Annotated in this window: 17 protein-coding genes; 15 read left to right on the top strand and 2 right to left on the bottom strand. The window is 73.0% G+C overall.

Going from position 1 to position 19923, the window contains the following annotated elements; all coding sequences use genetic code 11:
- The first annotated feature begins 148 nt into the window (after positions 1–148).
- From K4G22_RS01555 to K4G22_RS01540, 4 genes are all read left to right on the top strand, one after another.
- On the top strand, positions 149–862 hold the full coding sequence (locus K4G22_RS01555) for an MBL fold metallo-hydrolase (RefSeq protein ID WP_228077769.1): 714 nt from the start codon (positions 149–151) through the stop codon (positions 860–862).
- Between the two features lie 8 nt (positions 863–870).
- Positions 871–2154 carry a histidine--tRNA ligase gene (gene hisS / locus K4G22_RS01550; RefSeq protein WP_228077768.1) on the top strand — a complete coding sequence of 428 codons (1284 nt, stop codon included), beginning with the start codon at positions 871–873 and terminating at the stop codon, positions 2152–2154.
- A 234-nt stretch (positions 2155–2388) separates the two neighbouring features.
- Positions 2389–3048: a vitamin K epoxide reductase family protein gene (locus K4G22_RS01545; protein WP_228077767.1), complete on the top strand. Its 660-nt coding sequence runs from the start codon at positions 2389–2391 to the stop codon at positions 3046–3048.
- A 72-nt stretch (positions 3049–3120) separates the two neighbouring features.
- Positions 3121–4482 carry a replication-associated recombination protein A gene (locus K4G22_RS01540; RefSeq protein WP_228077766.1) on the top strand — a complete coding sequence of 454 codons (1362 nt, stop codon included), beginning with the start codon at positions 3121–3123 and terminating at the stop codon, positions 4480–4482.
- A 7-nt stretch (positions 4483–4489) separates the two neighbouring features.
- Here K4G22_RS01540 and K4G22_RS01535 read toward each other — a convergent pair whose 3' ends face one another.
- Complete coding sequence (locus K4G22_RS01535) at positions 4490–5335, bottom strand: DUF2470 domain-containing protein (RefSeq protein ID WP_228077765.1); 846 nt, start codon at positions 5333–5335, stop codon at positions 4490–4492.
- A 55-nt stretch (positions 5336–5390) separates the two neighbouring features.
- On the opposite strand from K4G22_RS01535, the gene rpsD reads away from it, so the two are divergent.
- The gene (gene rpsD, locus K4G22_RS01530) at positions 5391–6002 is read left to right on the top strand and encodes a 30S ribosomal protein S4 (RefSeq protein ID WP_228077764.1); all 612 of its coding nucleotides are present in this window, start codon (positions 5391–5393) and stop codon (positions 6000–6002) included.
- 1172 nt (positions 6003–7174) lie between these two features.
- Here rpsD and K4G22_RS01525 read toward each other — a convergent pair.
- A complete protein-coding gene (locus K4G22_RS01525; RefSeq protein WP_483414793.1) occupies positions 7175–9223 on the bottom strand; it encodes an ATP-binding protein in 2049 nt (682 codons plus the stop codon).
- Positions 9224–9511: 288 nt separating this feature from the next.
- Here K4G22_RS01525 and K4G22_RS01520 point away from each other — a divergent pair, with 288 nt between their 5' ends.
- The 10 genes from K4G22_RS01520 (at position 9512) to aroQ (ending at position 19802) form a co-directional block, all read left to right on the top strand.
- On the top strand, positions 9512–9952 hold the full coding sequence (locus K4G22_RS01520; protein ID WP_228077762.1) for a DUF948 domain-containing protein: 441 nt from the start codon (positions 9512–9514) through the stop codon (positions 9950–9952).
- On the top strand, positions 9949–10287 hold the full coding sequence (locus K4G22_RS01515) for a DUF6167 family protein (RefSeq protein WP_228077761.1): 339 nt from the start codon (positions 9949–9951) through the stop codon (positions 10285–10287). Before K4G22_RS01520 ends, K4G22_RS01515 begins: the two co-directional genes overlap by 4 nt.
- Positions 10287–12956: an alanine--tRNA ligase gene (alaS, locus tag K4G22_RS01510; RefSeq protein WP_228077760.1), complete on the top strand. Its 2670-nt coding sequence runs from the start codon at positions 10287–10289 to the stop codon at positions 12954–12956. The genes K4G22_RS01515 and alaS overlap by 1 nt, the downstream gene beginning before the upstream one ends.
- Positions 12956–13420, top strand: coding sequence for a Holliday junction resolvase RuvX (ruvX, locus tag K4G22_RS01505; RefSeq protein ID WP_228077759.1), 465 nt, complete (start codon positions 12956–12958; stop codon positions 13418–13420). Before alaS ends, ruvX begins: the two co-directional genes overlap by 1 nt.
- A gap of 83 nt (positions 13421–13503) precedes the next feature.
- Positions 13504–15591 carry an endolytic transglycosylase MltG gene (mltG, locus tag K4G22_RS01500; RefSeq protein ID WP_228077758.1) on the top strand — a complete coding sequence of 696 codons (2088 nt, stop codon included), beginning with the start codon at positions 13504–13506 and terminating at the stop codon, positions 15589–15591.
- A complete protein-coding gene (locus tag K4G22_RS01495) occupies positions 15588–16424 on the top strand; it encodes a shikimate dehydrogenase (RefSeq protein ID WP_228077757.1) in 837 nt (278 codons plus the stop codon). The genes mltG and K4G22_RS01495 overlap by 4 nt, the downstream gene beginning before the upstream one ends.
- A 108-nt stretch (positions 16425–16532) precedes the next feature.
- Positions 16533–17717: a chorismate synthase gene (aroC, locus tag K4G22_RS01490; RefSeq protein WP_228077756.1), complete on the top strand. Its 1185-nt coding sequence runs from the start codon at positions 16533–16535 to the stop codon at positions 17715–17717.
- Positions 17714–18229: a shikimate kinase gene (locus K4G22_RS01485; protein ID WP_228077755.1), complete on the top strand. Its 516-nt coding sequence runs from the start codon at positions 17714–17716 to the stop codon at positions 18227–18229. The genes aroC and K4G22_RS01485 overlap by 4 nt, the downstream gene beginning before the upstream one ends.
- Positions 18226–19341, top strand: a complete 1116-nt coding sequence (aroB, locus tag K4G22_RS01480) for a 3-dehydroquinate synthase (protein WP_228077754.1) — start codon at positions 18226–18228, stop codon at positions 19339–19341. The genes K4G22_RS01485 and aroB overlap by 4 nt, the downstream gene beginning before the upstream one ends.
- A complete protein-coding gene (gene aroQ, locus K4G22_RS01475; protein WP_228077753.1) occupies positions 19341–19802 on the top strand; it encodes a type II 3-dehydroquinate dehydratase in 462 nt (153 codons plus the stop codon). The genes aroB and aroQ overlap by 1 nt, the downstream gene beginning before the upstream one ends.
- Positions 19803–19923: the final 121 nt, after the last annotated feature.

Below are 19923 nucleotides of genomic sequence, written 5' to 3'. Positions count from 1 at the left end.
TACTTCCACCGGACCTTGTGGCGTCACCGTATACGGGTTCGCCGGCCGCGTACCGTCGCCGGTAGGCTCGGATCGGGCTGAGAACCATCCTCGGAACCACGCCGAGAACCACATCGAGAACGCCAGAGAAGACGACCGAAGGACGAGTGTGCTCATCGCAGGCTTTCCCGCCGGCGCCTGGGGGACCAACTGCTATCTGGTGGCGCCCGCGGCCGGCGAGGAGTGCGTGATCATCGATCCGGGGCACCGCGCGGCCCCCGGCGTCGAGGAGACCATCGCCAAGTACCGGCTGCGCCCTGCCGCCGTCATCCTCACCCACGGCCATATCGACCATGTGGCCTCCGTCGTCCCGGTCTGCGGCGCGCACGGCGTGCCCGCCTATCTCCACCCGGACGACCGCTACATGCTCAGCGACGTGGAGCGGGCGCTGGGCGCCCGGATCGGCCAACCGCTGCTGGGCGAGCTGACGATGGGCGAGCCGGACGATCTGCGGGAGCTGACGGACGGGTCCACGCTGGAGCTGGCCGGCCTCTCGTTCTCCGTCGCGCACGCCCCGGGCCATACCGAGGGGTCGGTGACCTTCGGGACCCCCGAGGCGGCGGACGTTCCGCCGGTGCTCTTCTCGGGCGACCTGCTGTTCGCCGGCTCCATCGGACGCACCGATCTGCCCGGTGGCGATCACGCCGAGATCCTGCGGTCGCTGGCCCGTGTCTGCCTGCCGCTCGACGACTCGACCGTGGTGCTGTCCGGGCACGGCCCGCAGACCACCATCGGCCGGGAACGCGCCAGCAACCCCTTCCTGCGGGAGCTGGCCGCCGGCCACGGCGCCGGGGAGGCCCCGGCACCGCGACGAGGAATGTGAAACAGCGAGTGAGCGACGACAACTCCACCCCCCGCACGTTCTCCGCCCCCAAGGGCACCTACGATCTGCTGCCGCCGGACTCGGCGACGTTCCTCGCGGTCCGCGAGGCCGTCGCCGGCCCGCTGCGCGCCGCGGGCTACGGCTATGTGGAGACCCCGGGATTCGAGCAGGTCGAGCTGTTCTCCCGGGGCGTGGGCGAGTCGACCGACATCGTCACCAAGGAGATGTACACCCTCACCACCAAGGGCGGTGACCAACTGGCGCTGCGGCCCGAGGGCACCGCCTCGGTGCTGCGCGCCGCGCTCCAGGCCAACCTCCACCGGCAGGGCAACCTGCCGGTCAAGCTCTGGTACTCCGGCTCCTACTACCGCTACGAACGCCCGCAGGCCGGCCGCTACCGGCACTTCTCCCAGGTGGGCGCCGAGGCGCTGGGCGTCGAGGATCCGGCGCTGGACGCCGAGTTGATCATCCTGGCCGCCGACGCGTACCGGTCGTTGGGCCTGCGCGAGGTCAAGCTGGTGCTCAACTCCCTGGGCGACGCGAAGTGCCGCCCCGGCTACCGCGCCGCGCTCCAGGAGTTCCTCCGTGGGCTCGATCTGGACGAGCAGACGAGGGAGCGGATCGAGATCAACCCGCTGCGGGTGCTGGACGACAAGCGGGAGAGCGTGCGCGGCCAGCTGGCCGGGGCGCCGATGATCCCCGACCACCTCTGCGACGACTGCCGCGCCTACCACGCCTCGGTGCGCGCCCTGCTCACCGAGGCGGGCGTCCCCTTTGTCGACGATCCCCGGCTGGTGCGCGGGCTCGACTACTACACCCGCACCACCTTCGAGTTCGTCCACGACGGCCTCGGCGCCCAGTCGGGCGTGGGCGGCGGCGGGCGGTACGACGGGCTCTCCGAGATGATCGGCGGCCCGGCCCTGCCGTCCGTCGGCTGGGCGTTGGGCGTGGACCGCATCGTGCTGGCCCTGCGCGCCGAGGGCGTGACGACGGAGGTGCCGGCCGCCACCGACGTCTACGCGGTCCCGCTCGGCGAGGCCGCCAGGAGCGCGCTCTTCCCGCTCGTCACCGAGCTGCGCAGGGCCGGTGTCGCGGCCGACTTCGCCTACGGGGGCAAGGGCGTCAAGTCGGCGATGAAGTCGGCCAACCGCAGCGGCGCGCGGATCGCGCTGGTCGCCGGTGACCGGGATCTGGCGGACGGCGTGCTCCAGCTCAAGGACCTCTCCAGCGGCGAGCAGTGGCCCGTCCAGCTGGACCAGGTGCCGACCGAGGTGCGCAAGCTGCTCGGCTGACCCGGCCTTCGACGGCCTTCCGTCAACGGCTCGATGACCGGGTCCTCCCTTCGGGCGGTGCCGGGGGCACCTGCCGGGGCGTGCGGTCACCGGCGGTGCATTGGTGATCAACGGGGCGTATCGGGCGAGGAGTCGGCCCGATACGCCCCGGGTGTTGACGACGGCCTTACACCGGCGCTGATTCACTGGTAGAGAATGGGGATCCGGACCCCGGGACAGAGCGGATTGGGCGCCATGGGAGCAGGCACGGCAGCAGGCACGGCAGCAGACGCGGCGGTGGACGAGGAGCGCACGGAGGACGAGCCCGTGCGGAGCGGGGCGGTCGGCGCCGGGCGCGCCTTCGCCCTGACCCTGGTGATCACCGGCTTCGCCGGCCTGCTGGCCGCCTGGGTCATCACGCTGGACAAGTTCAAGCTCCTTGAGGACCCGGACTTCACGCCGGCGTGCAGCCTCAACCCGGTGATCTCCTGCGGCAGCATCATGGAGAGCGATCAGGCCAAGGCGTTCGGCTTCCCCAACCCGATGCTGGGCCTGGTCACCTACGGTGTGGTGATCGCCATCGGCATGGGCCTGCTGGCCGGCGCCCGCTACCAGCGCTGGTTCTGGCTCGGCCTCCAGGGGGGCACGCTCTTCGGCGTCGTCTTCTGCACCTGGCTCCAGTACCAGTCGTTCTACGAGATCAACGCGCTCTGCCTCTGGTGCTGCCTCGCCTGGGTCGCCACCATCGTGATGTTCTGGTACACCACCCTGCACAACGTCCGCCAGGGCTTCCTCCCCGTCCCGCGCGGCGTGCGGAACACCCTGGAGGAGTTCCACTGGCTCTTCCCCGCCGTGCACATCGGCGTGATCGGCATGCTGATCCTGACCCGCTGGTGGGATTTCTGGACCAGCTGACGGAGGGCCCGGGCCGGGGGCTTTCCCCCCGTGGCGAGGGCGCTGTCAGAGGGGTGGCTTAGGGTCGGTGCCGTGGAGCCCGATCTGTTCACCGCCGCCGCCGAAGAGCGCGCCGAGAAGGACCCCACGGCCAGCCCGCTGGCCGTCCGGATGCGTCCCCGCACCCTTGACGACGTCGTGGGCCAGAGCCATCTGCTGCGCCCGGGCTCGCCCCTGCGCCGCCTGGTGGGGGAGGGGGCCGGCGGGCCGGCCGGCCCCTCGTCCGTGATCCTCTGGGGCCCTCCGGGCACCGGCAAGACCACGCTGGCCTATGTCGTCAGCCAGGCCACCGACAAGCGCTTCGTCGAGCTGTCGGCGATCACCGCCGGGGTCAAGGAGGTGCGCGCCGTGATCGACGGCGCCCGCCGCTCCTCGGGCGGGTTCGGCAGGGACACGGTCCTCTTCCTGGACGAGATCCACCGCTTCAGCAAGGCCCAACAGGACTCCCTCCTCCCCGCCGTGGAGAACCGCTGGGTCACGCTGATCGCCGCCACCACGGAGAACCCGTACTTCTCCGTGATCTCGCCGCTGCTCTCCCGCTCCCTGCTGCTCACCCTCGAACCCCTCACCGACGACGACCTGCGCGGCCTGCTGCGCCGCGCCGTGCGGGACGAGCGGGGCCTGGGCGGCGCTGTGGCGCTCCCCGAGGACACCGAGGCGCATCTGCTGCGCATCGCCGGCGGGGACGGGCGACGCGCGCTGACGGCTCTTGAGGCGGGCGCGGGCGCGGCGCTGGCCGAGGGGGCGTCGGAGATCGCGCTGGCGGCCCTTGAGGCGGCCGTGAACCGCGCCGCCGTCGCCTACGACCGGGACGGCGATCAGCACTACGACGTGGCCAGCGCGTTGATCAAGTCGGTGCGGGGCTCCGACGTGGACGCGGCCCTGCACTATCTGGCGCGGATGATCGAGGCGGGCGAGGATCCCAGGTTCATCGCCAGAAGGCTGATGATCTCGGCCAGCGAGGACATCGGGATGGCCGACCCCACGGCCCTCCAGACGGCGGTGGCCGCGGCCCAGGCGGTGGCGCTGATCGGCTTCCCCGAGGCCGCGATCACGCTCAGCCAGGCGACCATCGCGCTGGCCCTCGCGCCGAAGTCCAACGCGGCCGTGATGGCGATCGGCGCGGCTCAGGCGGACGTCAGGGCCGGCCTGGCAGGGCCGGTGCCGCCACATCTGCGGGACGGCCACTACCAGGGCGCCAAGAAACTCGGCCATGGCCGGGACTACCAGTACCCGCACGATCTCCCCGGCGGCATCGCCGGCCAGCAGTACGCGCCGGACGCGGTGGACGGCAAGCGCTACTACCAGCCCACCCGCCACGGCGCCGAGGCGCGGTACGCCGAGGTGCTCGAACGGGTCCGTGAGCGCCTCGCGGACCGCCCCGAGCGGTCCTGAGGCCGCGTCAGGGCGTCTCCGCGGCCGTCTCGAAGAGCCAGCGCATCGCGCGGCGGAGCTGCCCGACGTCGTTCACCGGCTCGGGGAAGTCGAAGCGCGCGTCGAAGCAGGAGCTCTCCGTGCGGCAGCGCAGCCGCAGCCCGTAGCGGTCCAGGCTCAGCGGCGCGATCCCGAGCGGCTTGGCGCAGTCGCCGGGCAGGTCGGCCAACAGGGAGCACAGCGAGCGGAGTTGCGTCTCATGGCTGGCGGCGAGGTGCTGGAGCAGCTCGGCCTCGTGGCGGGCCAGCGGATCGGCCGTCGCCCGTGCGAAGTCGTCGGGCTCGACATGCTCCTGCCCCCAGAGGTCGTCGACATACGCCTCGCCGACCTCCATCCGCAGCAGCGTCCACGCCGGCCCGGGCACCGGCCCCGCCGGGTGCGTCCGCGCCAACAGCCGGCGACAGGCGCCGCTCTCGGCCGGGGGGACCGCGGTCAGCCAACCGGCCACCCAGGACCGGCCACGGATGCGCTGGGGCACCGAAACGGGTGCGACATCTGTGATTTCCATCACGGCCGTCACCTCGTCGTGTTGGGCGTGTACCGCCGTACGCCCGGCGAATGAGTCCGTCGGGACCAACAACAACACATCCCCGGTGGGCGTGACCGCTCGGGCCTCCGGCACACTGGGTGCGGTGTTGTCGACGCCGTCTCGTTCCGCACCCGGAATGGTGAGCGCGGCCGAGGCGTTCGACTCCACCAGAGTGCGCACCCGCTCGGCGGCCGTTGGCTGTTGGGTTTCCTCCGTGGGACGCGGCTGGCTCGCTTCCCGGCTCCGGTGACCGGTTTCGGGCAGGGGGCTCCCAGGTCGAATCATGCGCACTCCTCAGCTAAGGTAAGCCTCACCTAACTTACACGGAGGTCCGTTCAACGTGAACCAGTCGCGTCCCAAGGTCAAGAAGTCACGCGCACTTGGCATCGCGCTCACGCCGAAAGCGGTCAAGTACTTCGAGCGGCGCCCCTACCCGCCGGGCGAGCACGGGCGTGGCCGCAAGCAGAACAGCGACTACAAGGTCCGTCTGCTGGAGAAGCAGCGGCTGCGGGCCCAGTACGACATCAGCGAGCGGCAGATGGTGCGTGCCTACGACCGCGCCCGGAAGGTCACCGGCAAGGCCGGCGAGGCGCTGATCGTGGAGCTGGAGCGGCGCCTCGACGCGCTGGTGCTCCGCTCCGGCTTGGCCAGGACGATCTACCAGGCCCGCCAGATGGTGGTGCACGGCCACATCGCCGTCAACGACCGCAAGGTGGACAAGCCGTCGTTCCGGGTCAGCCCGGACGACGTGATCAGCGTCCGCGAGCGCAGCCGTGACAAGCACCCCTTCCTGGTGGCCCGTGAGGGCGGCTACGCCGGCGACGGCGAGACCCCCCGCTACCTCCAGGTCAACCTCCCCGCGCTGGCGTTCCGGCTGGACCGTAACCCCAACCGCAGTGAGGTCCCCGTGATCTGCGACGAGCAGCTGGTCGTGGAGTACTACGCCCGCTGAGCCCTCGCGGGCCGGCTGTGCGGAGTTCCGGGCGGTGCCCCGGCCGGCAGTGCCCCCACCGGGCACGCCGGTCCGGGGCACCGCCCTTTTCCCGAGGCGGCCGGCCTTCCGGCCGGGGCCGGCGTCCGGACGACGGGGTTCCCGCGCCGGCGGGTTGGCCGGGGCCCAACCCGGCGGGGTCCGCTGGCCCTTGGGACGCCGGCCCCGTGCGGCGGTGAGGGCTCCGCCCAGCCGATCGCCGACGAACTCCACGCCGGCCCACCGCTGGCGTCCGTCCGGCCGCCGTGGGTGCGCGTCCGACCTGCCGCGAGAGCCGTCTCGTCCGTTGGGACGCCGGCCCCGTGCGGCGGTGAGGGCTCCGCCCAGCCGATCGCCGACGAACTCCACGCCGGCCCACCGCTGGCGTCCGCCCGGCCGCCGTGGGTGCGCGTCCGACCTGCCGCGAGAGCCGTCTCGTCCGTCCCGCTTGTTGCGGCGTGGGCTCCACTCCGCCGGAGGCGTTGCGCGTTCCGCCCTGCCGGGTGGTCGGCTGGTGGCCGGGGACGTCTGCCCGGTCGGTCGTCCGGTTTGTCGTTGATGTTGGTCTTGGTGTCGCCGGGGGGTTCCCGCCCGCGCGGTCCGCCGCCGGAGGTGTTGGGCGTTCCGCCCCGCCGGGTGGTGGGCTGGTGGCTGGGGGGTCTGTCCGGGCGGTTGTCGTTGACGTTGGTCCGGATGTTGCCGGGGCCGTTCCGCTCGCCCGGTTTGCCGCCGGAGGCATCCGGCGTTCCGCCCCGCCGGGTGGCCGGCTGGTGGCCGGGGGCGTCTGCCCGGTCGGTCGTCCGGTTTGTCGTTGATGTTGGTCTTGGTGTCGCCGGGGGGTTCCCGCCCGCGCGGTCCGCCGCCGGAGGTGTTGGGCGTTCCGCCCTGCCGGGTGGTCGGCTTGTCGCCGGGGGTGTCCGTCCGGCCGCCGTGGGTGGCCCGCTCTGCCGGGTGGTTGGCTATTGGCCGGGGGCGTCCGTCTGGGCGGTTGTCGCTGGGGGCTGTTCCGCCCCCGCCGTCCGCCGCCGGAGGCGTTGGGCGTTCCGCCCCGCCGGGTGGTCGGCTTGTCGCTGGGGCTGTTGCGCCCGTGCGGTCCGCCGCCGGAGGCATCCGGCGTCGCTGCCGGCCGTGGGTGGCTCGCCTCGCCGGAGGCGTCAGCGGCGGAGGGCGCGGGCGACGGCGGCGTCGGTGTCGAGGCGTTCGCCCTCGCGGAGGCATTCGCTGAACCGTGCCTTGCCGAGCCGTTCCACGACCTCGCGGGCGCTGCGGTTGTGGGGATCGTTGAAGTACTCGGAGCCGAAGAGGGGCATCCCCACCGAACGCCACAGCCGGGCCGCCGCGCCCTGGAGCACGGCCGCCTCGACCGCGTCGCCCTCGCTGGCCGTGATCCCGGCCAGCAGCTCAAGCGCGAACACCGTGCCCACCAGGTCGCGGAAGGCGTAGTTCACCGGCAGCGACTCCTCCAGGATCTCCCGGGCCGCCGCCGTGTCGCCCTGGTTCCACGCCGCGAACCCGAGGACGTGCAGCGCGTACGAGCGGGCCCACTGCTCGCCGTGCTCCTCGCAGATGTCCCGCACCTGCTCGCAGAGCGAGGCCGCGCCGGCGATATCGCCCTTGAAGGCCAGCGCCATCGCCAACTCCACCTGCCCCATCAGCACGTTGCTGTTGAGTTCGCCGATCTCGTCGTACTGCCGCAGGGCCGTCCGCAGCAGCGTCTCGGCCTCGTCCGTCTCGTCGTTGATCAGCGCCAGGCAGCCGCTGAGGTGTATCGAGTACGCGACGGCCCGCGCGTTGCCCGTGCGTTCGGCGGCCTCCCGGCACTCGTGGAGGGCCGTGAGCGCGGCCACGGTGTCCCCCTGGAGCACCGCGACATAGCCCACGACCCACAGCGCGCGCAGCCGGGTGTCCTCGTGGTCGGTGCCGAGGGCCAGCGCGCGGTCCAACCAGTGGCGGCCCTCGGCGAGTCGGCCGCAGGCCACCCAGCAGAACCAGAGCGTCGCGGCGAGGTAGAGCCCGAACCTGGCGTCCTCGTCCTCCTCCAGGGCGAACTCGAACGCGGCCCGCAGGTTGGGCAGTTCGTCGTGGATGCGGCAAGCCACCTCGGACTGGCGCGGGCTGAACCACTCCAGTTCGCACCACGTGACCAGACCGGTGCACCAGTCCCGGTGGCGGCGGCGCAGCCGGTCGCTGTCACCGGTGGCGGACAGCCAGTCGGCGCCGTAGGCGCGGACCGTGTCGAGTATCCGGTAGCGCACCCCCGAGGGGGCCTCCTCCCGGCTGACGACCGACTGGGCGACGAGTTCGGTGAGCACGTCGAGCACCTCGTCGGCCGGCAGGTCGGGGCCCGAGCAGACGTACTCGGCGGCCTCCAGGTCGAAGTGGCCGGCGAAGACCGAGAGTCGGGCCCACAGCAGCCGCTGCTGCGGGGTGCACAGCTCGTGGCTCCAGCCCATCGCGGTGCGCAGCGTCTGGTGTTGCGGCGGCGCGCCCCGGCTGCCGCCGACCAGCAGCCGGAACCGGTCGTCGAGCCGTTGCAGGGTCTGTTCCAGGGAGAGGGTCCGCAGCCGGCCGGCGGCCAGCTCAAGGGCCAGGGGGATGCCGTCGAGGCGGTGGCACAGCTCGGCGACCACCCGGCGGTTGTCGTCGGTGACGGCGAACCCGGGGAGCACGGCGGTGGCGCGGTCGGCGAAGAGCCAGGCCGCCTCGCCGAGCGGGACCCTGGCGGCCTCGGCACCGGCCGCGGGGCCCGGCGCCGTCATCGGCGCCAACGGGTAGAGCCGCTCGCCAGCGACGCCCAGCGGACGGCGTCCGGTGGCCAGGACGCGCAGCCCGGGCACTCGCCGCAGCAGCTCGTGGGCCAGCGCGGCGGTCGGCTCCACCAGGTGCTCGACGCCGTCGAGCACCAGCAACATCCGGCGTCCGGCGAGCTGTTCGAGCAGGACGGTCAACGGTGGGCGGCTCGACTGGTCGGTGACGCCCAGCGCCTCGACCACGGCGTGTTCCAGCAGTTCGGGATCGCGCAGGCCGGCCAGCTCGACCAGCCAGACGCCATCGCAGAAGCGTTCCTGCAACAGCCGTGCCGCCTGGAGCGCGCAGCGGGACTTGCCCACCCCCCCGACTCCCGTGACGGTCACCAGCCGGTCGTCGGTCAACGCCGAGGTGAGCGCGCTGACTTCGGCGCTCCTCCCGATGAACCTGGTCAACTCCGCGGGGAGGTTGCCTGCCCGCGCAGCCCCCCGAGCCGTTTCCCGAGCCGGAGGCTCGGACCCCTGAAAGCCTCGCATAAGACACGCAGGGTACGCGTAGGTAAGCAGAACGTACAATTGTCGGCGGTGCCTCTTGGCAGACGCGGAGGATTGCGGTACGAGCGCGAGCGGGGAGCGCGATAGGGTTCGGACCTGCCGTCGAGCGCGGTACGAGGCGCCATCTCCGCTGGCCGCCCGTCGACCTCGGGGCGGCAAAACTACCCATCCGAGGGAAGCGGTGCGTTCGTGTCCGGTGGAGAAGTGGCCGGCCTGCTGGTGGCCGTCTTCTGGGCGATCCTGGTCTCGTTCCTCGCCGTGGTGCTGTACCGGTTGGCCCGGACGCTGCGGGCGGCGACGGAGCTGGTCGGCTCGGTCACCGAGCAGGTGGTCCCGTTGCTGGGGGAGGCGTCGCGGACCGTGCGCAGCGCCCAGACCCAGCTGGAGCAGGTCGACCACATCACCGCCGACGTGCGCGATGTCACCGCCAACGCCTCGGCCCTCTCCACGACGGTGGCCAGCACCTTCGGCGGGCCCCTGGTGAAGGTCGCGGCCTTCGGCTACGCGGTGCGCCGGGCCCTGGGCCGACGCGGTGCGCCGGCCCAGGAGCCGCGCGTGGTGCCCGTTCCCCGCCGCCGGCGTGCCGGCCAGCGTCCAGGACAGCGTTCAGGAAGGACCGAGACCCGATGATGCGTCGCGTGTTCTGGTTCACCACCGGTGCCGCGGCGGGCGTCTGGGCCACCACCCGGGTCCAGCGCAAGCTGCGTCAACTCACCCCGGAGAGCCTCGCCGCCCGAGCCGCCGACCGGGCCGTCGCCACCGGGCACCGGCTGCGCGGCTTCGCCCTGGACGTGCGTGACGGCATGGCCGAGCGGGAGACTGAGCTGAACGACGCGCTCGGCCTGACCGCCGAGCCGCCCGACCGCGCCCTGCCGCCCGCGCCCCGCCGCGCGCCGCTGGACGCGGCCCCGCACCTGACCGGACCGACCCGACCGTTCCGACCGACCGGAAATGAGGACCTCTGATGGAGTCGGCTGAAATCCGCCGCCGCTGGCTGAGCTTCTTCGAGAAGCGTGGGCACTCCGTGGTGCCCTCGGCATCGCTGATCGCGGACGACCCGACGCTGCTGCTGGTCCCCGCCGGCATGGTGCCGTTCAAGCCCTACTTCCTGGGCGAGGCCACCCCGCCGTACCGGCGGGCGGTCAGCGTCCAGAAGTGCGTCCGCACGCCGGACATCGAGGAGGTCGGCAAGACCACCAGGCACGGCACGTTCTTCCAGATGTGCGGCAACTTCTCGTTCGGCGACTACTTCAAGGAACAGGCCATCACGCTGGCCTGGGAGCTGCTCACCACCTCCCAGGCCGAGGGCGGTTACGGCCTCGACCCCGAGCGGCTGTGGATCACGGTCTATCTGGAGGACGACGAGGCGTACCGCATCTGGACCGAGGGGGTCGGGGTGCCGGCCGAGCGGGTGCAACGGCTCGGCAAGGGCCCCAACTTCTGGTCCATGGGCGTGCCGGGACCCTGCGGCCCCTGCTCGGAGATCAACTACGACCGGGGCCCCGCGTTCGGCCCCGAGGGCGGTCCCGAGGTCAACGAGGAGCGCTATGTCGAGCTGTGGAACCTCGTGTTCATGCAGTACGAGCGCGGCCCGGGGGAGGGCAAGGAGGACTTCCCGATCATCGGGGACCTGCCGGCCCAGAACATCGACACCGGGCTCGGCCTGGAACGCCTGGCGATGGTGCTCCAGGACGTCCACAACATGTTCGAGACGGACACCCTGCGGGTGGTGATCGACAAGGCCGCCGCCCTCACCGACGTCTCCTACGGCACGGCGGAGAGCAGCGATGTCTCGCTGCGGGTGGTCGCCGACCACATGCGCACCTCCGTGATGCTCATCGGCGACGGCGTCACCCCCGGCAACGAGGGGCGCGGCTATGTGCTCCGCCGCATCATGCGGCGGGCCATCCGCAACATGCGGCTGCTGGGCGCCACCGAGCCGGTGGTGGGCGAGCTGGTGGACACCGTGATCGGCAGCATGGGCGAGCAGTACCCGGAGCTGCGCACGGACCGCGAGCGGATCGAGACCGTCGCGCTGGCCGAGGAGGCCGCGTTCCTCAAGACGCTCAAGGCCGGCACCAACATCCTGGACACCGCCGTCACCGAGACCAGGGCCGCCGGCGGGCGGGTGCTCGCCGGCGAGCAGGCGTTCCTGCTCCACGACACCTGGGGCTTCCCGATCGACCTGACCCTGGAGATGGCCGCCGAGCAGGGCCTGTCCGTGGACGAGTCCGGGTTCCGCCGGCTGATGCGCGAGCAGCGGGAACGGGCCAAGGCCGACGCCAGGGCCAAGAAGCAGGGCCACGCCGACCTGACCGCCTACCGCGAGTTCGCCGACGCCGCGGGGCCTTCGGAGTTCGTCGGCTACACGTCGACCAGCGGCGAGTCCGAGGTGGTCGGCCTGCTGGTGGACGCCGCTCCCTCGCCGGTCGCGGTGGAGGGCGACGAGGTCGAGGTGGTGCTCACCCGCACCCCGTTCTACGCCGAGGGCGGCGGTCAGCTCGCCGACACCGGGCGGATCAGGACCGCGTCCGGCGCGGTCGTCGAGGTGCGCGACGTCCAGCAGCCGGTGCCGGGGGTGATCGCCCACCGGGGCGTGGTGCTGGTCGGCGAGATCGGCGTGGGCGCCGGCGTCGAGTGCGAGATCGACGTGCGCCGGCGCCGGGCCATCGCCCGCGCGCACAGCGCCACCCACCTCACCCACCGGGCGCTGCGCGACGCGCTGGGCCCCAGCGCCGCGCAGGCGGGCTCGGAGAACGCCCCGGGGCGCTTTCGCTTCGACTTCGGCTCCCCGGCCGCCGTGCCGGGCAGCGTGCTCGCCGACGTGGAGCAGAAGATCAACGAGGTGCTCAGCCGTGAACTCGACGTCACCGCCGAGGTGATGTCGATGGACGAGGCCAGGAAGCAGGGCGCCATCGCCGAGTTCGGCGAGAAGTACGGCGATCGCGTCCGGGTGGTCACCATCGGCGACTACTCCAAGGAGCTGTGCGGCGGCACCCATGTGCACAACACCGCGCAACTCGGCCTGGTCAAGCTGCTGGGCGAGTCCTCCATCGGGTCGGGGGTGCGGCGCGTCGAGGCCCTGGTGGGGGTGGACGCCTACCACTTCCTGGCCCGCGAGCACACCGTCGTCGCCCAGCTGACCGACCTGGTCAAGGGCCGGCCGGAGGAGCTGCCCGAGCGGATCTCGGGGATGCTCGGCCGCCTCAAGGAGGCCGAGAAGGAGATCGAGCGGTTCCGCGCCGAGAAGGTCCTCCAGGCCGCCGCCGGGCTGGCCGCCGGCGCCAGGGACGTCCGGGGCGTCGCGCTGGCCAGCGGCCGGGTGCCGGACGGCACCGCGGCGGACGACCTGCGCAAGCTCGTGCTGGACGTGCGCGGGCGGCTGGCCGGCGATCGGCCGGCCGTGGTCGCCCTGTTCACGGTGGTCTCGGGCCGCCCGCTGACCGTGGTGGCCACCAACGAGGCGGCCAGGGAACGCGGGTTGAAGGCGGGCGATCTGGTGCGCGCCGCGGCCAAGGCGCTCGGCGGCGGCGGGGGCGGCAAGCCCGATGTGGCGCAGGGCGGCGGCCAGGACCCGGCGGCCGTCGACGAGGCGCTGGCCGCCGTGGAGCGCCTGGTCGCGGACGCCGCCTGATGCGACGTGGCAGGCGGCTGGCGATCGATGTCGGCGAGGCCAGGATCGGGGTCGCCTCCTGCGACCCCGACGGGCTGCTCGCCACCCCGGTCGAGACGGTGCCGGGGCGCGATCTGCCGGCCGCCGAACGGCGTCTTGACCAACTGGTCGCCGAGTACGAGCCGATCGAGGTCGTCGTCGGGCTCCCGCGCTCGCTCAACGGACGCGAGGGCCCGGCGGCGAACCGGGTGCGGACGTTCGCCGGGCGGCTGGCCCGCCGAGTGGCGCCGCTTCCGGTGCGGTTGGTGGACGAGCGGATGTCCACGGTGAGCGCCGCCAGGGACATGCGTTCCTCCGGCGTCTCGTCGAAGAAGGGCAGGTCGCGCATCGACCAGGCGGCGGCCGTGGTGATCCTCCAGTCCGCGCTGGAGACGGAGCGCGGTGCGGGCCGGCCACCGGGGCAGTGCGTCGAAGTGGTTGTCTGATCGCGATACGGTAACGTTCCGCGCGACATGGCAGTTTGCTGCACGGGGGGTACGGGGCTGCCACCTGCTGCACAAGGGGATCGATGACTGATTACGGCCGGGGCGCCGGCTCCGAACCGTGGTACCCGGACGACCCGGCGCACGGTGACCAGAACTGGCCCGAGGGGTACGACCCGCACGGTCGGCATCCGGCACCGCGGGCGGGGGCCGAGTCCTGGGACGCGTATGGCGGCCAGGCACCGCAGGGCCAGCCCCAGCAGGGGTACCAGGACCCGTCCTACCCGGATCCGTCCTATCAGAACCCCGGCTACCAGGATCCGTCGTACCAGGATCCGTCCTACCCGGGTCAGGGGCAGGGGGGTTGGGACGCGAGCGGGCAGTCCCATCAGGCGGATCCCTACGGCCAGGGCCAGGGTCAGGGACAGGGCGGAGCCCACCAGCAGGGCTACCAGCAGGGCGGCTACGACACCGGCGGCTATCCGCAGGGCCCCTACGACCAGGGCGCCCACGGCACTCAGGGCGCTCAGGGCGGCAACTCCCCGCAGGGGAGCGGCGGTTACGGGGCCGGCCCGTACGAAGGCGGCGGTCAGCAGGGCGACGCCGGCTATGGCGGCTCCTACGGCGGAGGCTCCTACGAGACCGGCGCCTACTCCTCCGGCGAGTACGACACCGGGGGCTACCAGACCGGCGGTTACCAGACCGGCGGCTATGACACCGGCGGGTACCAGAGCGCCTCCTACGACACCGGCGGCTACCAGGCCGCCGGCTACGACACGGGCGCCCGCGGCGGCTACGTCGACCCGCGGGCCGCCCACTCCGACCTCTCCCCGCCGGGCCAGCAGGGGTTCACCCCGCACGAACAGGGCGGGCAGCCCCGTCCCGGCGAGTATCCCGGCGATCACCCCGGTGGGTATCCCGGCGAACCCCAGGGCGCCACCCAGGCGATGGACGCCGTGCGCGTGCCCCGCGCCCGCGCCGGGGAGCCAGAACCCGGGCCGGACCCGGAGACCGGCTGGGATCCAGGGCCCGACCAGGGCGAGTCCGACTTCTTCCGCCGCGACGGCGACGATGACGACGACCGCGACGGCGCCGACGACGGCGAGGGGCGGCGCGGGGAGGGCAGATCGGGCCGACGCAAGGGCTGTGGCTGCCTGCTGCTCGCCGCCGTGGTGATCGGCGGCATCGGCGGCGTCGGCTGGTACGGCTACCAGTTCTACCAGGACCGGTTCGGCCCCGCGCCCGACTACGAGGGCGAGGGACAGGGCGAGGTCCAGGTCGAGATCCCGGCCGGGGCCGTGCTCTCCCAGATGGGCAACATCCTCAAGGAGGCCGATGTGGTCAAGAGCCACGACGCCTTCGTCGAGGCGGCCGAGGCCGCCGAGGCGCAGATCCAGCCCGGGGTCTACACGCTGCGCCAGCAGATGTCGGCCGAGGCCGCCGTCGCCGCGCTCACCGACCCCTCGGCGCTCAACGTGCTGACCATCCCCGAGGGCAGGCGGGCCACCGACATCTACGCGATGATCGACGAGCGCCTGGAGTTGGCGGAGGGCACCACAGAGGACGTCGCCGAGTCCGGCACCATCGGCCTGCCGGAGTGGGCCGAGGGCGATCCGGAGGGCTTCCTCTTCCCCGCCAGGTACGACGTCGGCGGCGAGACCACGCCGGAGGATCTGCTGACGCAGATGGTCGAGCGCGCCGAGGCCGAGTTCGAGGGGATCAGCCTGGAGACGGCCGCCGAACAGCTCGACCGCACCCCCCGCGAGGTGCTGACCATCGCCTCGCTGATCCAGGCCGAGGCCCAGGAGGACGACGAGTTCGGCAAGGTCTCCCGGGTGATCTACAACCGCCTGGAGATCGACATGAAGCTCCAGTTCGACTCCACCGTCAACTACGCGCTGGGCCGGTCGACCCTGGACGTCACCCTCGACGACATCGGGGTGGACTCGCCGTACAACACCTATGAGGAGTTCGGTCTGCCGCCGGGCCCGATCGACAACCCGGGCCACCAGGCGCTGGAGGCGGCGCTCAACCCCACCGAGGGCGACTGGCTGTTCTTCGTCACCGTGGAGCCGGGCGACACCCGGTTCACCGCCGACGACGTCGAACACGAGCGCAACGTCGACGACTTCAACGAGGTCCAGCGGCGGGCCCGCGAGGAGGCCGACGAATGACCGGGCCGCGACCGCCCCGCAGGGCCGCCGTGCTCGGCTCCCCGATCGCGCACTCCCTCTCCCCGGCGCTGCATCGGGCCGCCTACCAGGCGCTGGGCCTCACCGACTGGCAGTACGGCAGGTTCGAGGTCGGCGAGGACGAACTGGCCGAATTCCTCGGCGGGTTGGGCCCCGAGTGGGCCGGCCTCTCGCTGACCATGCCGCTCAAGCGCGCCGTCCTGCCGCTGTTGGACGAGATCAGCGACACCGCCGACTCCGTCTCGGCCGTGAACACCGTGGTGTTCACCGACGACGGGCGCGCCGTCGGCGACAACACGGACATCCCCGGCATGGTGGCCGCGCTCGCCGAACGCGGCGTGACCCGCGTCGAACGGGCCACCGTGCTGGGCGCCGGGGCCACCGCCTCGTCCGCGCTCTCCGCGCTGGGGCGGCTCGGCGCCCAGGAGGTCACGGCCTGCGTCCGCACCGAGGCCAGGGCCGCCGAGATGCGCTCCTGGGGCGAGCGGCTCGGCGTCCGGGTGACCACCACCGGCTGGGGCGAGGCGGCGCGGGCGCTGTCCGCGCCGCTCGTCGTCGCCACCACCCCGGTCGGCGCCACCGACGCGCTCGCCGACGCGGTGCCGGCCACCCCCGGGGTCCTCTTCGACGTCCTGTACGAGCCGTGGCCCACCCGGCTCGCCGCCGCCTGGTCGGCCGCCGGCGGGCAGGTCGTCGGCGGGCTCGACCTGCTGGTCCACCAGGCGGTCTGCCAGGTCGAGTCGATGACCGGCCTCGCCCCCGCCCCGCTGGCCGCGATGCGGGCCGCCGGGGAGGCCGCCCTGGCCGCCGGCTGACCCGCGTCCGACCAGCGGTGTCTCGCGGGGCAGACGGAGCACGGCCCACTCCGCCGAACGTGGCAAGATCGAGGGCGACACGCAGGGTCGAACATCCGAGGAGCACCGTTGAGCAGGCTGCGCTGGCTGACCGCGGGGGAGTCACACGGCCCCGCACTGGTCGCGACGTTGGAGGGGCTGCCCGCCGGGGTGCCGATCACCACCGACCTGGTCGCCGACGCCCTGGCCCGCCGGCGCCTCGGCTACGGCCGGGGCGCGCGGATGAAGTTCGAGCGGGACGAGGTCACCTTCATCGGCGGCGTCCGCCACGGGCTGACCCTCGGCTCCCCGGTGGCGGTCATGGTCGGCAACACCGAGTGGCCCAAGTGGGAGAAGGTGATGGCCGCCGATCCGGTGGATCCGGCGGAGCTGGCCGAGCTGGGCCGCAACGCCCCCCTCACCCGCCCCAGGCCCGGCCACGCCGACCTGGCCGGCATGCAGAAGTACGGGGTGGACGACGCCCGCCCGATCCTGGAGCGGGCCTCGGCGCGGGAGACCGCCGCCCGGGTCGCGCTCGGCGCGGTGGCCCGCTCCTACCTGCGGGAGACCGCCGGCATCGAGATCGTCTCGCATGTCGTGGAGCTGGGCGCCGCCCAGGCGCCGCAGGGCCTGCTGCCCCGCCCCGAGGACGTCACCGCGCTGGACGCCGACCCGGTGCGCTGCCTCGACGCGGCGGCCGGCGCGGCGATGGTCGCCGAGATCGACCAGGCGCACAAGGACGGCGACACCCTGGGCGGCGTCGTCGAGGTGCTCGCCTACGGTGCCCCCGTCGGCCTGGGCTCCCATGTGCACTGGGACCGCCGTCTCGACGCCCGGCTGGCCGGTGCCCTGATGGGCATCCAGGCCATCAAGGGCGTGGAGCTGGGCGACGGCTTCGGTCTGGCCCGGGTCCCCGGCTCGATGGCGCACGACGAGATCGTCTCCACCCCCGACGGCATCCGTCGCTCCTCCGGGCGCTCCGGCGGCACCGAGGGCGGGCTCTCCACCGGCGAGCCGCTGCGGGTGCGCGCCGCGATGAAGCCGATCGCAACGGTGCCCAGGGCGCTGGCCACGGTGGATGTCGCCACCGGCGAGACCACCAGGGCCCACCACCAGCGTTCGGACGTCTGCGCGGTGCCGGCCGCCGGCATCGTGGCCGAGGCGATGGTCGCGCTGGTGCTCGCCGACGCGGTCGCGGAGAAGTTCGGCGGCGACAACGTCGTCGAGACCCGCCGGAACGTCACCGGCTATCTCGCCAATCTGGAGGTCAGGTGACCACGCCCCTGGTGGTGTTGGTGGGCCCGCCGGGATCCGGCAAGTCCACCGTCGGCGCGCTGCTCGCCGACCGGCTCGGGGTGTCCCTGCGGGACACCGACGCCGACGTGGAGCGGGCCGCGGGCAAGCCCATCCTCGACATCTTCCTCGACGAGGGCGAGGCGCACTTCCGCGCCCTTGAGGCCGCCGCCGTCCGGGAGGCCGTCGCCGAGCACGACGGCGTCCTCGCGCTGGGCGGCGGCGCCGTGCTCGACCCCGCCACCCGCGCGCTGCTGACCGGGCTGCCCGTGGCCTTCCTCGACGTGGCGCTCGCCGAGGCCGTCAAGCGCGTCGGCCTCGACGTGCCCAGGCCGCTGCTCGCGGTCAACCCGCGACAGCGCTGGCGCGCCCTGATGGAGGAGCGTCGCCCCTGGTACACCGAGGTCGCCAGGGCCGTGCTCGCCACCGAGGAGCGCACGCCCGACGAGGTGGCCACGGCCGTACTCGACGCATTGGAGCACCATCCCGCATGAGCGACACCCGCGACCCCCTCCTCGACGAGACGGAGCCGCTGCGGATCACCGTCGGCGGCAGCCAGGGCACCCAGCCGTACGACGTGCTGATCGGCCACCGGCTGCTGGACGAGCTGCCGGGGCTGGTCGGCCAGGCGACCCGCGTCGCCGTGCTGCACCCCGAGGCGCTGGCCGAGACCGGCCAGGCGCTGCGCGAGGACCTGGCCGCCCAGGGCTACCAGGCGATCGCCGTCCAGCTCCCCAACGCCGAGGACGCGAAGAACGTCGAGGTCGCCGCGTACTGCTGGCAGGCGCTCGGCCAGACCGGGTTCACCCGGGGCGATGTGATCGTCGGCGTCGGTGGCGGCGCCACCACGGATCTGGCCGGCTTCGTCGCGGCCACCTGGTTGCGCGGGGTGCGCTGGATCGCCGTGCCGACCACGGTGCTGGGCATGGTGGACGCGGCCGTCGGCGGCAAGACCGGGATCAACACCGCCGAGGGCAAGAACCTCGTCGGCGCCTTCCACCCGCCCTCCGGAGTGCTCTGCGATCTGGCGGCGCTGGCGTCGCTGCCGGTGCACGACTACGTGTCGGGGCTGGCCGAGATCGTCAAGGCCGGGTTCATCGCCGACCCGCGCATCCTGGAGCTGATCGAGGCCGACCCGGCCGCCGCGCGCGGACCCGAGGGGCCGCACACCGCCGAGCTGTTGGAGCGCTCCATCAGGGTCAAGGCCGAGGTGGTCTCCGACGACCTGAGGGAGTCGGGACGCCGGGAGATCCTCAACTACGGCCACACCCTGGCGCACGCCATCGAGAAGAACGAGCGCTACCGCTGGCGGCATGGCGCCGCCGTCTCCGTCGGGATGGTCTTCGCCGCCGAACTCGGCCGCATCGCCGGCCGGTTGGACGACGCCACCGCCGAGCGGCACCGCACGGTGCTGGAGTCGCTGGGGCTGCCGGTGACCTACCGGGGCGATCAGTGGCCCAAGCTGCTGGACACCATGCGGGTGGACAAGAAGACCAGGGGGGACCGGTTGCGTTTCATCGTCTTGGACGGCCTGGCCAGGCCCACCGTGCTGGAGAGCCCGGACCCGGCCGCCCTGCTGGCCGCGCACGCGGAGATCGCCGCCTGATGGGCGCGGAGCGGAGCGCGGAGGTACGCCGCGTGCTGGTGCTCAACGGGCCCAACCTGGGGCGTCTCGGCTCCCGTGAGCCCGATGTCTACGGCAGCACCTCCTACGCCGGTCTGGTGGCCCGATGCCGCGCGCTGGGCGCCGAGTTGGGCCTGGCCGTCGAGGTGCGGGAGACCAACGACGAGGGCGAGATGATCCGTTGGCTGCACGAGGCGGCGGACGAACGGCTGCCCGTGGTGATCAACCCGGGCGCGTTCACCCACTACTCCTACGGGATGCGGGACGCGGCGGCGCAGCGCACCGCTCCGCTCATCGAGGTGCACATCTCCAACCCGTACCAGCGCGAGGAGTTCCGGCACACCTCGGTCATCGCGCAGGTGGCCAGCGGGACGGTCGCCGGGTTCGGCATCGGGTCCTATCTGCTGGCGCTGCGCTCGCTGGCCGAGGAACCGACCTCCTGAGGGGCCGCGCTGCCGGGGCGCGACGGTCCGCTCGCCGACCGCCGCCTCCCGGAGCGGGGTGGGCGAACGGTACCGTTGTCCCAGCGGAAGGGTGCGCACGAGCCGGTCGGCCGTGCCGGGG

Origin of the sequence: Streptomyces profundus, assembly GCF_020740535.1 — a bacterium.
GTDB classification, from domain to species: domain Bacteria; phylum Actinomycetota; class Actinomycetes; order Streptomycetales; family Streptomycetaceae; genus Streptomyces; species Streptomyces profundus.
Note: the sequence above shows the minus strand (reverse complement) of the source record. Positions and strands in the feature narration are given on the sequence as shown.

What these genes read in the sequence shown, in the direction of transcription:
- K4G22_RS01545 (WP_228077767.1), top strand. Translation starts at nt 2,389, where the DNA reads ATGGGAGCAGGCACGGCAGCAGGCACGGCAGCAGACGCGGCGGTGGAC.
- K4G22_RS01535 (WP_228077765.1), bottom strand. Translation starts at nt 5,335, where the DNA reads ATGATTCGACCTGGGAGCCCCCTGCCCGAAACCGGTCACCGGAGCCGG.
- K4G22_RS01515 (WP_228077761.1), top strand. Translation starts at nt 9,949, where the DNA reads ATGATGCGTCGCGTGTTCTGGTTCACCACCGGTGCCGCGGCGGGCGTC.
- alaS (WP_228077760.1), top strand. Translation starts at nt 10,287, where the DNA reads ATGGAGTCGGCTGAAATCCGCCGCCGCTGGCTGAGCTTCTTCGAGAAG.
- ruvX (WP_228077759.1), top strand. Translation starts at nt 12,956, where the DNA reads ATGCGACGTGGCAGGCGGCTGGCGATCGATGTCGGCGAGGCCAGGATC.
- mltG (WP_228077758.1), top strand. Translation starts at nt 13,504, where the DNA reads ATGACTGATTACGGCCGGGGCGCCGGCTCCGAACCGTGGTACCCGGAC.
- K4G22_RS01495 (WP_228077757.1), top strand. Translation starts at nt 15,588, where the DNA reads ATGACCGGGCCGCGACCGCCCCGCAGGGCCGCCGTGCTCGGCTCCCCG.
- aroB (WP_228077754.1), top strand. Translation starts at nt 18,226, where the DNA reads ATGAGCGACACCCGCGACCCCCTCCTCGACGAGACGGAGCCGCTGCGG.
- aroQ (WP_228077753.1), top strand. Translation starts at nt 19,341, where the DNA reads ATGGGCGCGGAGCGGAGCGCGGAGGTACGCCGCGTGCTGGTGCTCAAC.